This is a genomic window from Providencia vermicola, from assembly GCF_020381325.1.
GTDB classification, from domain to species: Bacteria; Pseudomonadota; Gammaproteobacteria; order Enterobacterales; family Enterobacteriaceae; genus Providencia; species Providencia vermicola.
The window spans coordinates 190053-203805 of record NZ_JAGSPI010000004.1; the positions used below are offsets into that span (position 1 = coordinate 190053).

General features: G+C 40.0%; 12 protein-coding genes. 4 read left to right on the forward strand and 8 right to left on the reverse strand.

Going from position 1 to position 13753, the window contains the following annotated elements:
* Positions 1-8: 8 nt before the first annotated feature.
* The 6 genes from KDJ85_RS07535 to KDJ85_RS07560 all read right to left on the reverse strand — a co-directional run bounded on the left by KDJ85_RS07535 (position 9) and on the right by KDJ85_RS07560 (position 5015).
* The gene (locus KDJ85_RS07535; protein WP_225819126.1) at positions 9-1121 is read right to left on the reverse strand and encodes an S-(hydroxymethyl)glutathione dehydrogenase/class III alcohol dehydrogenase; all 1113 of its coding nucleotides are present in this window, start codon (positions 1119-1121) and stop codon (positions 9-11) included.
* A 17-nt stretch (positions 1122-1138) separates the two neighbouring features.
* The gene (frmR, locus tag KDJ85_RS07540) at positions 1139-1411 is read right to left on the reverse strand and encodes a formaldehyde-responsive transcriptional repressor FrmR (RefSeq protein ID WP_206082621.1); all 273 of its coding nucleotides are present in this window, start codon (positions 1409-1411) and stop codon (positions 1139-1141) included.
* Between the two features lie 160 nt (positions 1412-1571).
* A complete protein-coding gene (locus KDJ85_RS07545) occupies positions 1572-2489 on the reverse strand; it encodes a bestrophin family protein (RefSeq protein ID WP_206082622.1) in 918 nt (305 codons plus the stop codon).
* 160 nt (positions 2490-2649) lie between these two features.
* Positions 2650-3714 (reverse strand): oxidoreductase, encoded by a 1065-nt coding sequence (locus tag KDJ85_RS07550; RefSeq protein ID WP_225819127.1) that lies wholly within the window; start codon positions 3712-3714, stop codon positions 2650-2652.
* A gap of 15 nt (positions 3715-3729) precedes the next feature.
* A complete protein-coding gene (locus tag KDJ85_RS07555) occupies positions 3730-4473 on the reverse strand; it encodes a DeoR/GlpR family DNA-binding transcription regulator (protein WP_225819128.1) in 744 nt (247 codons plus the stop codon).
* Positions 4474-4688: 215 nt separating this feature from the next.
* A complete protein-coding gene (locus KDJ85_RS07560; protein ID WP_225819129.1) occupies positions 4689-5015 on the reverse strand; it encodes a DUF1090 family protein in 327 nt (108 codons plus the stop codon).
* A 543-nt stretch (positions 5016-5558) separates the two neighbouring features.
* Between KDJ85_RS07560 and KDJ85_RS07565 the strand changes: the two genes are divergently transcribed.
* Positions 5559-6653: a fatty acid desaturase family protein gene (locus tag KDJ85_RS07565; protein ID WP_225819130.1), complete on the forward strand. Its 1095-nt coding sequence runs from the start codon at positions 5559-5561 to the stop codon at positions 6651-6653.
* Positions 6654-7055: 402 nt separating this feature from the next.
* Positions 7056-8000: an ATP-grasp fold amidoligase family protein gene (locus KDJ85_RS07570; protein ID WP_225819131.1), complete on the forward strand. Its 945-nt coding sequence runs from the start codon at positions 7056-7058 to the stop codon at positions 7998-8000.
* A gap of 60 nt (positions 8001-8060) precedes the next feature.
* Here KDJ85_RS07570 and KDJ85_RS07575 read toward each other — a convergent pair whose 3' ends face one another.
* Entirely contained in the window at positions 8061-9203 is a 1143-nt protein-coding gene (locus KDJ85_RS07575; protein ID WP_225819244.1) for an MFS transporter, read from the reverse strand.
* Between the two features lie 583 nt (positions 9204-9786).
* Positions 9787-11379 carry a propionate catabolism operon regulatory protein PrpR gene (prpR, locus tag KDJ85_RS07580; protein WP_225819132.1) on the reverse strand — a complete coding sequence of 531 codons (1593 nt, stop codon included), beginning with the start codon at positions 11377-11379 and terminating at the stop codon, positions 9787-9789.
* Between the two features lie 257 nt (positions 11380-11636).
* Here prpR and prpB point away from each other — a divergent pair, with 257 nt between their 5' ends.
* Together prpB and prpC are read left to right on the forward strand one after the other, a co-directional pair.
* The gene (gene prpB, locus KDJ85_RS07585; protein WP_225819133.1) at positions 11637-12524 is read left to right on the forward strand and encodes a methylisocitrate lyase; all 888 of its coding nucleotides are present in this window, start codon (positions 11637-11639) and stop codon (positions 12522-12524) included.
* 53 nt (positions 12525-12577) lie between these two features.
* Complete coding sequence (prpC, locus tag KDJ85_RS07590; RefSeq protein WP_225819134.1) at positions 12578-13741, forward strand: bifunctional 2-methylcitrate synthase/citrate synthase; 1164 nt, start codon at positions 12578-12580, stop codon at positions 13739-13741.
* The last annotated feature ends 12 nt before the right edge of the window (positions 13742-13753 follow it).

The window sequence follows — 13753 nt, forward strand, 5'->3', positions numbered from 1 at the left end:
AAGACTCCTTATTCGTAGTGAATGACGGTGCGGATAGATTTGCCTTCATGCATTAAATCAAAGGCTTCATTGATGCTATCAAGGGGTAATGTGTGAGTCACAAACGGTGCTAGTTCTATATCACCTTTCATTGCATCTTCAACCATTTTTGGCAGTTGGCTGCGCCCTTTCACACCGCCAAAAGCGGTTCCACGCCATGAGCGACCTGTCACCAATTGGAATGGGCGAGTTGAAATTTCCTGTCCTGCACCTGCAACACCAATAATGATAGACTGCCCCCAGCCTCGATGTGCGCTTTCCAGTGCTGCACGCATGACATTCACGTTACCAATACATTCAAAGGTGTGATCGACACCCCATTCGGTCATTTCAACCAATACTTGTTGAATCGGCTTATCAAAGTCCTTTGGATTTAAGCACTCTGTTGCACCGAATTGGCGAGCTAACTCGAATTTTGAGGGATTCGTATCAATAGCAATAATACGGCCCGCTTTGGCTTGTCTAGCACCTTGAATCACCGCTAATCCAATACCGCCTAACCCGAAGACAGCAACTGAGTCCCCTTCTTGTACTTTCGCCGTATTATGTACTGCACCAATTCCTGTTGTTACACCACAACCTAATAAGCATACTTCTTCATGGTTCGCTTCAGGATTAATTTTAGCGAGGGAGACTTCAGCGACGACGGTATACTCACTAAATGTTGAGCAGCCCATGTAGTGATAAACAGGCTCACCATTATAAGAAAAACGCGTTGTACCATCAGGCATCACACCTTTTCCTTGCGTCGCACGGACAGATACACATAAGTTCGTTTTGCCTGATTCGCAGAAAACACACTTCCCACATTCAGCGGTATACAGTGGAATAACGTGGTCACCTACGCTGACACTCGTCACGCCTTCCCCCACTTCCACCACGACACCAGCCCCTTCGTGGCCTAAAACGACAGGGAATAATCCTTCTGGGTCGTCCCCTGAAAGCGTGAATGCATCCGTGTGGCAAACACCTGTATGGCTGATTTTAACCAAAACTTCACCCGCTTTGGGTGGCATAACATCGAGCTCAACAATTTTCAGTGGCTCACCTGGACCAAATGCAACTGCTGCACGTGATTTCATCGTTGTTCCTTTTTTATTTAACGCAAATAAGTGCGAATAAGTGAAATAGCATCATCAACGGACTCTTTTTGATGCTGTGTGGTGGCAGACTCTTGGAGCCCCTCGCGTAAATGACTTTCTAGTACCCCCGCCATTAATCCATTAACAGCCCCGCGAATGGCGGCAATTTGCTGTAAAACTGCAGCGCATTCCACTTCGTCCTCTAGGGCGGATTCAAGAGCTAAAAGTTGCCCTTTAAGTTTACGAACCCGAGTCAGTACCGCTTTTTTTTCTTTTGGTGAATGTGGCATCTTTAAGCCCCTTTCATATACATAGGGGGAGTATAGTATCTATATTGCTATCAGTACAGAATGGCACTCTTTAATTTACTTATTTAAAGCACAAAAAAAGAAAAAATAGCAAAGTGAGCTCTGTTTCACTTTGCCATTTATGGAAATATAACAATAGGAATTACAGCAAGTTAAAGTATTTATCAGGTTTATTCACAGGAGGAAGCGGTTTGAGATCCAGCATGTCCATTGCATTTCGCTCAATACTATTGCAAATCGCATTTAACGGCAGATCATTCGCCGAAGTCCCAAAAGGATCTTCCAATTCTTCCGCTAATGAGTCCCACGCTAAAAAAGTATATGAAATAAATACCGAAACAAATGGGGTCATATAGTGTAAATCAACCACTAACGCAAACGGCAATAACGTACAAAATAAATACACTGTGCGCTGCAAAATCAAGGTATAAGCAAAAGGAATAGGGGTATTCGAAATACGTTCACAACCACCTAAAACGTCAGATAACGCATTAATATCTTTATTGATTGCTTGGAATAATACGTCGCTAATCACTTTATTATCACGCAATTCCCCGACCTTCAGGCCAATCTGCATTAAAATACGGCTACTTGGAAATGGGCTATGAATGACTTCATCAAAAATAGCGCGCGGCAGCAGCCGATATAAATCAACAATGGGGCTGGTTTTTCTTAGTTCATGTTTTAAGCTCCAACCAAATGCAATCAATAAGTGAGCAAATTCTTTTTGTGCAGCTTTGTCATTTGGTAATAACCCTTTAATATTTCTTAATATGTTGCGTTGATTAATCAACAAATTAGCCCAAAGTGTTCTCGCTTCAATTAAACGGCTATAACACGCATTATTGCGAAAACCCAAAAAGATAGCGATGGCTATACCTAATAAACTAAAAGGCGCAATAGTTAAATGAATACCTAATTGTTCGTACCATTGGTAACTCAATACGGCAACAATCGAAATCATGATATTAAGAGATAAGCGAAAGGTGATTTTTGACAGCACGGAACCGTGCCAATCGAACAACCGAAAAAACCAGTGTTGATGCGGGCGAATGACCATAATGTAATCAATAATAATTTAGCAAAACGACATAAAACTTATTATTTCATTTATCAAACTGATAATCTATAGGTCATAATTGATTAACAGCCTCCTATTAATTTCCTCTAAATATAAAAATAGCTGATGGACACTCTCCAGAGCAGCTATTTTTTCTATATTATTTATCCCATTGCGCTATTTCGTTTTCAGTTAACGTTAAGGGCTGCGTACTGCCAGTTTCAGCCGATTTTACCGCAGCCTCCAGAACTGCCATAACCGCCAGCGCTTGCAATGGTGTTACAGGATTAGATGCATGACCATTCAATGCATTACGGATACCAACATAATACTGGCTTTGGTCACCTTTTGGTGTTTGCTGCTGCTTAGGAACTAACGTCTCATCGATTAGAATAATGGAATCATTATCCACCCCCCATTCTTTATCTTGAGGAGTGATCCCTTGCAGTAATTGTTTTTCTTGTTGATCTGGCTGAGATTTTACAGCACTGCCTTTATCGCCATGCACAGTAAAACGCGTAAATCCACCCGCGGCTAACATGCTGCAATGCAAAATCACTTTATGGGTTGGGTAATTTAATAACACATGCGCCCAATCATTAATTTGGCCATCATTCCTTAACGTCGCAATATTACCTTGTACAGACTGCGGCAAACCAAACAGTTGTAGTGCTTGGTCAATTAAATGTGGGCCTAAATCAAACCATAAGCCACTACCTGGTAAGTTTTGTTCACGCCAACGTACTCTTACTTCAGGGCGAAAGCGGTCGATGTGAGATTCAAAGTGCTTTATTTCACCTATCTGTTTTTGTTCAATCACATTTTTAATGGCGAGGTAATCGCTGTCCCAGCGGCGATTATGAAATACAGATAATAAAACATTGTGGGCTTTCGCAAGTTCAATTAACGCTCTTGCTTCTTGCAAATCCAACGTAAATGGCTTATCAACCACCACATTTTTACCCGCTTCAATTGCTAACTTTGCCAATGGTGCATGAGTCGCATTTGGGCTTGCTATCACCACTAAGTCAATATCAGAACGAAGAATAGCCTCCTCGGGTGAGGCTATCACCGTGGTGTTTGGAATATCACGTTTTACTTTTTCTTCATCACTTGAAGCGACTACAGCAAGATTCAACCCATCAACAGACCTAATTAAAGGCGCATGGAATGTTTTACCCACAAACCCATAGCCAATCAGTGCAACATTAATTTCTTTGCTCATAATCTTACCTATTCATTAAATACTAAGAGAATTTACAGTCACCTTGCTATTAGGACTGAGTTCATCCCAATCACAATCCAAAAATAGTTGGTCAATTTCGTCTAAATTAGCAACTAAATAAGGCTGACATAGGTTTAATTTCGTACTGTCTGCAACCACCCAATTCATTTGGCTATTGGCAATCATGGCATGCTTTACATCACAATCCGCTTCCTCTGTGGCACTTAGCCCCAGCGTGGGGTGCAGAGCACAAGCGCCTAGAATGGCAATATCCGCTCTGTATCTCGCCAGCATAGATAATGTGGCACTGCCAGAAAATAACCTTTGCTGAGGATCCCACTCACCACCGAGCAAAATTAACTGGATATCGGTGCGGTCACTGAAGTGAGTCGCGATGTCCAAAGATGTGGTAATGATGTTCATCGGGCCTTGGATAAAGCTAGCAACAGCCATTACCGTACTGCCAGAATCAAGGAAAAGTGTTGAACTCTGCGGAATCAACTTAGCGACCTGTTGCCCTAATTGTTTTTTAACCTCAGACAATAAAATATTTCGCCCGCGACGGCTCATAACTGGCACATTGAACCCCACAGCGCCGCCATGGCTTTTTTGTGCCAAACCTTGGTTTTCTAGTTCAGTCAAATCACGCCGGATAGTATCAGCAGAAACATGCAACTGATTAGATAAGTCTGCAACACTCACCTGCCCATTTTTTGCTATTATTTCAATAATATAATTCTGTCTCGCCTGTTTATGCATAACCGCAAAATCTCGCAAAATACCGCAATATGCATCATATTACCGCAATACGAAAAGAAATAAACATGAAAATAGTACAATAATTACCAATATTTTTAATCATATTGAAATTGTGTACTTTTATGTTGGATAAGAGAGGGGATCACACATAAGTGAAAGGCAGAAAGAAGTAGAAAACCGCCTATTCGGTTTTCTACTTAGCTTGAATTAAAACACTAATTTTTTAACGATTCTAACCGTTTAATTTCATCACGCAATGCATCAATTTCGCGTTCTAACTGACGACTTTCATCTGAATAATATTTACTGTTCAGTTTTGTTGGCCCTGTAGCTCCAGAATAATGGTCATAACAACGGTTTTGTACATTAGAAATAGCACGTTGTAACCCAGCGACTCGATGACGGTTCCCATGTGCTTTTGCGTATTTTAGCTGTTTTTCAAGTTGGTAAATTTTATTATCACAACCAGAGTAATTAGAACCCGCTTGGGAAGATAATGGAATAAACAGTGTTGATAAAATAATTAGCATTATCTTGATCATTTAATTCTCCAAATATAAAAAATAAATTAAATTTTGTCTATTTCATCACTTCTATATTTTATTAATATAAGTAAGCTCTTAATTTGGCTTAGGTTGAAAATTAAATCTAAAATAGACGCACCCTAAAGTCGAATAAATGATAACTTATATTTATAGTTGAGGCTTAAAACAGGTCTGATCACTTTTCATGATAATTTATTACAGACAGACATAGTTTTCCTTGTTACCTTACTCACATGGACTGTTCTCTACACGGATGTAGACACACCTTACTCTAAACGGCCACAATCACTAAACCACTCGCTAAATTAATACTTCAATTTATTCAATCAAATCCAATATTTCAGCTTAATTTTGTAAATATTTATTAAGCACAAATTGCACAACATTGTTTTTATCTAAAAATAAAAAAATCATTTCATTTGTATTTACTTGAACCGATAGGAATAAGTTTAAATTCCCCCCTTATTTTCATATATATTTTGCAGTCTCTTTACGGGCAAAGATATACTCTAGCCAAAGGTAATACTAAAGAGAGTAACCATGCACTCAACTAAATTTGAACTCACATTTGCCAGCGCTAACGAACAACATTTTCATACAGCCTTAAAACAAGCCAGCCAAGATTATCTACAAAGCAAACAGGATCATGTATATGCGAGTAAAACCGATATTGCAGTGGTCATCATCTTATTTAGTATCGCAATATTATGCTACCTACCTACGCTGTTTACCTCATCCATATTAACTTACAGTTTATCCTATTTTATTTTTGTCCTGCTCATCATGTTCCTCAATGTCATTGGACAACACGATGCTTGTCATAATACGTTATTTAAAAATAGCTGGAAAAACCGGGTATTTGGACGTTTAGTCACCTTACCTTTAGGGTTAGAGCCTGAATTTTGGCGAACCCGCCATGTTCACTACCACCACCATTTTGCCAATATTGAAGATTATGACTTAGATACAGAAGAAAATGGCATTTTTCGCCAAACGCCTTTTCAAAAATGGCGACCTTTCATGAAGTATCAACACATCTACTGGCCATTTATAGCGTCTTTTTCTTTAACATGGATAGCACTGGTTTTTGACTGGTCGGATAGAACAGGGAAAACCCGCCTGAAAGATAAAAAGGTTTTAGCGGGAAAAAAAGGTTGGGCACTTTTTATTGCTAGCAAAATTGGCCATTTACTACTGATGCTAGGCTTTCCCTTACTTTTTGCCCATGAACATGGAATAAGTTTAACAGCTATTTTTGTCACTTATATTTTAAGCCAAATGATTGCATCTATTTTTGTCATTTATTTGCTTTTGGGGACGCATTGGGCTGAAACTGAATTTTTTACTGCACCAGAAGACAAACAAATCAAGCATGGTTGGTACCATCATAATTTTGTTACTGCCTGTGATTGGATACCAACACCACATTGTCTATGGCGTTTAACTGGCGGCCTTAATTATCATCTCACCCATCACCTTTTCCCCAATTGGCACCATCGCCACTACCCTGCCTTGGCAAAGATTTTGGGTGAGTTAGCGATGCAACACAATATGCCTTACCGCTGCATTCGTTATAATGACTTGGTCGCAGCACAAATTCGCTTCTTAAAAAAGATGGGGAAAAAACCACACTAAATGTCATCTCACTATATGCATATTCTATAAATATAGTGAGGTCATTTTTCTATTTAAACAGTTACTCAACAAACAATTATTTAAGCATTTATTACCCCTTTAAATAAATACTTAAGATCCATTAACCAACCATATAGTATTCGACTAAATAACCTATACCCATATTATTCGTGGCGAATAATTAAAACGATTGATTTAATTATTGATATAAATTTAATCAAAAAAATATAGTATTAATTATTTTAACATTCATTTATCACTTGTTTAATTTTCATTTATTAAGGAATTATTAAATTCACTATTGCATTCATTGATACTTCATTTAAGTTATCCAAAATATACTTCATAAAAAATAATATTTCTAATTTACATACTACATTTTATAGAATGGTTGACACTCGCATGAAAAAAGCAGAGTACATTATAAAAAAACTACGCACATTTATTATCAGTGATAAGCTTTATCTTACTAATAAATTTGCAAAAAAACTAAATTATCGCCCTGATTTTAAAACACCTAAAAGCTTCAATGAAAAGGTAAATTTTAGAATGCTGCGTGATAAAAACCCACTGTATACGCAGCTTGCTGATAAACTAGCCGTCAGGAGCTACATCAGTCGAACCATTGGCGATGAATATTTAGTTCCTATCTTAGCCACCTATGGCCATGTAGATGAAATTAATATCGATGCACTTCCCCAACAATTTGTTCTCAAATGTAATCATGATAGCGGCAGCAGTGTAATTTGCCGAAACAAAGACAAATTTGATTGGCAATATGCCAAAGATAAATTGTCATTTCATTTATTCAAAAATCTTTATTACATTACTCGCGAACGTCATTATAAAAATATTTCCCCACAAATTATTTGTGAAGAATATATTGACTTATTCGCCAATAAAAATAGAAAACTCGTCCCTGAAACCTGTCGTATACATTGCTTTTCAGGTAAGCCCGTCTATGCAGAAATCGATTATACTGATGAGTCGGGCGAAGAGTTTATCAATATCTATGATATTAACTGGCAGTTGCAACCTGTCACTTTTGGCTACCCAAATATGTTAGAGCCAGTACCAGAGCCACCTCTCTTTAAAGAAATGCTACGCTTAGCTGAAATTCTCGTCACACCATTCGATTATTGCCGTGCAGACTTTTTGATGTCTGATGAAAACACCTTGTATTTTAGTGAACTCACGTTTGCACCTAATGCAGGTAGGACAGAGATATCACCACTGTCGTGGGACTTTAAATTAGGGGAGCATTGGGAACAACGCATTACCCAATCTGCCGGTTATGTACCTCTCGAAGGTGCCTTATCAACTATCTCCGTGAATAAGAAAAAGTAACGAATAGAAAAAAGGCCCTGTGATTCACAGAGCCTTTATAAACCATATTAACTTAAACAGTTAATTCGCCAGCACACTCGCTTTACGGCGCAAGCTGGCTATTAACATATAAATTGCCGTCACGAGCAACACAATAAAGAAGAAATCTACTAACCCATTATGTTGACTTAATAATGCCCCCGCCGCGATTGGCCCCATAGCAGAACCAATACTATAGCTAAACAGCATAACTTGTGTTGCAGCAACAATGTAAGATGAATCCAAGTTGTCACACGCTAAAGTAATCGCAATCGGGTATAACGCAAATGAAGACATTCCTAACAACGCTAATGCAACAATCATCACTAAGTAGTCGCTAGAAATATAAATAACCCCCATCGCGAATACCCCTAATAAGGAAACCATCGCTAACAGCAAAGTCTTACTCATCAAAATGGAAAGCTTGCTAACAACTGGTTGGATCAACATACCACCCAAAATAATTGAGGCCATTAACACCCCAACTTGGTCAGTTGTGAATTGATCTTTTTTCAATGATAAAGGCATCAACCCATAAATAGTACCCATAGTGATACCCGAAACCATACACCCGATAATTGCAGGTTTACTTAATCGCGCAATTTTTTTCAGTGATAATTTTTGGTGTGACCCGCTATCAGGCTGCCCTTGGCGAACGAATAATGGGGGCATTACAGCTAATAACAACAAACCCAATACGACCATAAAAGGATAAGCACCTTGGGTTCCGATAACGCCAATAGCGAGTTGCCCTAATGTTGTACCGCCATATAATGACGTCATATAAAAGCTTAAACGCTTAGCTCGTTCTTTCGGGCTGTCACCAATCAGCAGCCAAGATTCAACCACCACGAAGATACCCGCAACCGCGATACCTGCAATTAAACGGTTTGGAAGCCAAGCTTCAATCGAAGGCGCCCACGGCAAAACCACAACCGTTGCGGCTAGCATTAATAAAAAACCAATAAAAGCGAGGCGATGACCAATTTTGGCAATTACGGGCTCAATCAGCATTGAACCAATTAATAAGCCAATGTAGTAGGCACTTGCTAACCAGCCTGCGTACTGCGTATCAATTCCGAAGCTCCCCATTGATAATGGGATTAAGCTCATTAAATAACCCGATGCAATAGCAAAGATCGTTAACCCAGCAACAGGAACGAATGCATTATCGCGTTTGCGCATGATAGTAGTGGACTGATTCACGCCCCACTCTCCAACAAATAAAAATAAATAATATGCGCTGCAACTACATCGTAGAATACGACAAGGCTGTGTTCTCAAAAAAGGAACACATTTCGGCGATTAGTGCAGGAGTAAAATATAAAAATAAGACTGATTTGAGCGCAATATAGAACGTTAAATCGGTAAGTTAAAATGAGAAAATCTAATGGTGACTAGTAAAATAATTTATGTGAGAAAAATCACGTTTTTCCTGAAAGGAAACTTAGATCAAAATCGGTCAATAAAACAAACAAAACCCTTTAAATTCATATGGATAAAAAAATAATTACTTTTATTTTTTTGTTACAGCTTGACACAACTTAAGTCATATGGAAAAAGTCCTAAAAGTACTCAATGGTAAAATAATTTATTTATTATTTAACCTGGCTATCACACCCAATGCAAAATACCTTTTTTGCTGGCAAAAAAATGAAGGTAATTTAATTTATATTTCTATAATGCCCTCTTTAATTTATTTCGTTTTTAATCAAAAATACTTAATAGGAGATACGATTTAATAATTTCTTGTCGCATAGTTTACCAACTAGCATTTTTCTAATGCAGAAAGGCGGCGCCAAAGTGTTGTTCTGCTAATCCCTAGGTACTGAGCTACCGCTTTACGATCACCATTAAACCGGGCCATTATCTCAGTTAGTGATTCCTTACCTCTATCAATGACAACATCATTGTCATTGGCTATCCACTGGCGCTCTGGGGATAAACTGTTCAGCATCTCTTCAGTAATGGCCTTTTCAGGGTATGCACTACAATAAAGCGCAACTCGCTCCATTAAGTTTCGCAGCTCACGCACATTTCCAGGCCATGCATAATGTAGAAAAAAATGACGACAGCTTAAAAGTTGCTGTACGCGAAATGCAGGGAGCGGCAATACTAATCCCGCAAAGGCCAGTTTTAAAAGCCTTTCAGCGAGAACAAAAATATCCTCTCCACGTTCACTAAGCGCTGGCACTTGCATTCGAAGTACCCCTAAACGGTAGAATAGGTCAGCACGAAAATGCCCATTTTTCACCCAATCATCTAAATGACAATGGGTCGCACAAATCACGCGCACATTGACTTGCAAAGGTTTATAACCGCCAATTCGCACCACAGAGCGCTCTTCCAGCACCCGCAAAAGTCGCGTTTGCAACGCTAATGGCATTTCGCCAATTTCATCTAAAAATAATGTGCCACCATGAGCTAGTTCAAACAACCCCGCTCTTCCCCCACGCCGTGACCCTGTAAATGCCCCTTCTTCATAACCAAATAATTCTGCTTCTAATAATGTTTCAGGGATCGCGCCACAATTAACGGCTACAAAAGGCATTTGCTGCTTACTGCGTTTGTGTTGATTAAATAAGGTAAATTCGTGGTGAATCGCTTGTGCCACCATTTCTTTCCCTGTACCGCTTTCGCCTTGGATCAGCACAGTAGCCTCTGAGCGTGCATATAACATAATCGTCTGTCTTACCCGTTCCATTGACAATGATGAGCCAATTAAATCATTGATCGTATGGCGGATTTTTGGCGGAGTAACGGGTACATATTTATCTGATGAATGGCGATTACGGTGAGACATTCGGCTTAACTCAATCGCATCGGAAAAGGCCTGCCGTATGGTTTGAGTTGAATAGACAAAAATGCCTGTCATTCCCATTTCATCCGCCAAATCCATAATCAACCCAGCACCGACAACCACTGAAATCCCCATCGATTTCAAAGCCTTAAGCTGCTCTCGTGCATCTTCGGCAGTTACATAACTACGTTGTTCAATTTGCAATGCAAAACGTTGCTGAAAATCAGTTAATGATGGGATGGTATTTTTATAATTAATAATGCCGATCTTATCACTGATTTCTCGCCCCTTAGCAAGTGCTTGCATTACGTCAAATCCGTTGATATTAACGATGATAACAGGCACAGAAACATGGCTTTTGAGGTAAGCACCGTTTGAGCCAGCACTAATAATAGCATCACAATGTCCATGCTTTAGCCTCTCTCGTACGACCTCCGCCGCCTGTTCAAATCCCAGATTTAATGGTGTAATGTCTGCTTGTTCACTAAATTCGGGGCTTATATCGCGAAAAAGTGTATATAGCCGTGAAACAGACACTGTCCAAATAATCGGTTTTTCCATCTACTTCACTTCCTCACACTCATGTTTCAAAAAATGTTTCAAAAAATGTTTCAATTAACATTAGCGCGTTTCAATGAAACGCGCTAATCACAAATCCCAAATTTGTTTTCCTTATCACAAATCCATACTTTCTCTAACTGACTTATTTTTAACAATTTTATTCTTAACACTCACTTCTGTGCCTGTTGGCATGGCAATTGCTATATGATCATAGCGACCTTAAATAAAAACAATTTATTAACAATTAAGAGGCTTCTATGACATCTATCCCTGCTGGAAAAAAATTTCGCGATGCTATCGCTCAAGAATCCCCCCTTCAGTTAGTTGGAACGATTAATGCTAATCATGCCCTTCTAGCCCAACAAGCAGGCTATAAAGCGATTTACTTATCGGGTGGTGGCGTTGCGGCCGGATCATTAGGTATGCCTGACTTAGGGATCTCCACTCTAGAGGATGTGTTAATTGATATTCGTCGCATTACTGATGTCTGTGATTTGCCTTTGATGGTCGATGCTGATATTGGCTTTGGCCCCTCAGCTTTTAATGTCGCTCGTACCGTCAAGTCATTTTGCAAAGCAGGTGCGGCGGGATTACACCTTGAAGACCAAGTCGGTGCGAAACGCTGTGGTCACCGACCTAATAAAGAGATTGTCTCAACACAAGAAATGGTAGATAGAATCAAAGCCGCGGTAGATGCCCGTACTGACGATAGTTTTGTGATTATGGCTCGCACAGATGCACTCGCCGTCGAAGGCCTAGATGCTGCACTTGAACGAGCTCACGCCTACCTCGAAGCAGGTGCGGACATGTTATTCCCTGAGGCTATTACTGAACTGTCTATGTACCAACAATTTACCCAAAACACCCCCGCACCGGTTCTTGCTAATCTTACCGAATTTGGCCAAACCCCATTGTTTACGTTAGATGAGCTTCGCAGTGTCGGTATCGCTATCGCACTCTATCCGCTGTCTGCTTTTCGTGCGATGAATAAAGCCGCAGAGCAGGTCTACACTGCAATACGCCATGAAGGCACACAGAAAAACGTTATTCCTTTGATGCAAACACGTGATGAACTTTACCAAGGCATTCATTACTACGATTACGAACAAAAACTGGATGCCCTATTTTCGCAAAAAAAACCATAGGCACACAGACAGCACCAAGTTGAGTCTCCTCTATCCCTTACAAGGAAATTACGATGAATGAACAACTTAGTAGCACCGTATCACCACAATTTAAACCCAAAAAATCGGTGGCACTTTCAGGTGTCCCAGCGGGAAATACCGCACTTTGTACCGTAGGACGTAACGGCAATGACCTGCACTATCGTGGGTTTGATATTCATGACTTAGCCACTCAATGCGAATTCGAAGAAGTTGCACATTTGCTGATACACGATAAGCTTCCCACACAAACTGAGCTCATCGCCTATAAAGCAAAACTACAAACCTATCGCGGGCTCCCTGCAAGTGTGAAACAAACTTTAGAGTCTATTCCCGCAAATGCACATCCTATGGATGTCTTACGAACAGGGGTTTCGATGATGGGCTGTGTGCTCCCCGAGAAAGACTCTCACCCATTTTCAGGTGCCAAAGACATTGCTGACCGATTATTAGCCTCATTAGGCTCAATGTTACTGTACTGGTATCACTTTAGTCACCATGGTCGTCGTATCGAAACGCAAACCGATGACGACTCAATAGGTGCACATTTTTTGCATTTGTTGCACGGCAAAAAACCGCCAGCTCAATGGGAAAAATTCATGCATATTGCCGCAATTTTATATGCAGAACATGAGTTTAATGCCTCCACATTTGCCGCTCGCGTCATTGCAGGTACAGGTACCGATTTTTATTCAGCAATGACAGGCGCAATAGCCGCCTTACGAGGGCCAAAACATGGCGGCGCAAATGAGGTTTCATTAGAAATTCAACAGCGCTATACCTCAATGGATGAAGCCGAACGAGATATCACAGCTCGTATTCATAATAAAGAAGTCATTATTGGCTTTGGCCACCCAGTGTACACCCTTGCTGATCCACGCCATCCCATCATTAAATCCGTGGCATTGCAGCTTTCAGAACAAAATTTGAATCGCCATTTATACAGCGTTGCTGACCGTATCGAAACGGTAATGAAACGTGAAAAAGGCATGTTTCCAAATTTAGATTGGTTCTCTGCAGTGGCCTATCACTTAATGGGGGTACCAACCGCCATGTTTACTCCGCTATTTGTCATGGCGCGGACTGCAGGTTGGTCTGCTCATATTCTCGAACAAAGACAAGACAATAAAATTATTCGTCCATCGGCCAATTATATTGGGCCAGAAAATCAATTATTCACTCCAATAGAACAGCGTTAATAAAGGTAAAAT

What these genes read in the sequence shown, in the direction of transcription:
- KDJ85_RS07535 (WP_225819126.1), bottom strand. Translation starts at nt 1,121, where the DNA reads ATGAAATCACGTGCAGCAGTTGCATTTGGTCCAGGTGAGCCACTGAAA.
- frmR (WP_206082621.1), bottom strand. Translation starts at nt 1,411, where the DNA reads ATGCCACATTCACCAAAAGAAAAAAAAGCGGTACTGACTCGGGTTCGT.
- KDJ85_RS07545 (WP_206082622.1), bottom strand. Translation starts at nt 2,489, where the DNA reads ATGGTCATTCGCCCGCATCAACACTGGTTTTTTCGGTTGTTCGATTGG.
- KDJ85_RS07550 (WP_225819127.1), bottom strand. Translation starts at nt 3,714, where the DNA reads ATGAGCAAAGAAATTAATGTTGCACTGATTGGCTATGGGTTTGTGGGT.
- KDJ85_RS07555 (WP_225819128.1), bottom strand. Translation starts at nt 4,473, where the DNA reads ATGCATAAACAGGCGAGACAGAATTATATTATTGAAATAATAGCAAAA.
- KDJ85_RS07560 (WP_225819129.1), bottom strand. Translation starts at nt 5,015, where the DNA reads ATGATCAAGATAATGCTAATTATTTTATCAACACTGTTTATTCCATTA.
- KDJ85_RS07565 (WP_225819130.1), top strand. Translation starts at nt 5,559, where the DNA reads ATGCACTCAACTAAATTTGAACTCACATTTGCCAGCGCTAACGAACAA.
- KDJ85_RS07570 (WP_225819131.1), top strand. Translation starts at nt 7,056, where the DNA reads ATGAAAAAAGCAGAGTACATTATAAAAAAACTACGCACATTTATTATC.
- KDJ85_RS07575 (WP_225819244.1), bottom strand. Translation starts at nt 9,203, where the DNA reads ATGCGCAAACGCGATAATGCATTCGTTCCTGTTGCTGGGTTAACGATC.
- prpR (WP_225819132.1), bottom strand. Translation starts at nt 11,379, where the DNA reads ATGGAAAAACCGATTATTTGGACAGTGTCTGTTTCACGGCTATATACA.
- prpB (WP_225819133.1), top strand. Translation starts at nt 11,637, where the DNA reads ATGACATCTATCCCTGCTGGAAAAAAATTTCGCGATGCTATCGCTCAA.
- prpC (WP_225819134.1), top strand. Translation starts at nt 12,578, where the DNA reads ATGAATGAACAACTTAGTAGCACCGTATCACCACAATTTAAACCCAAA.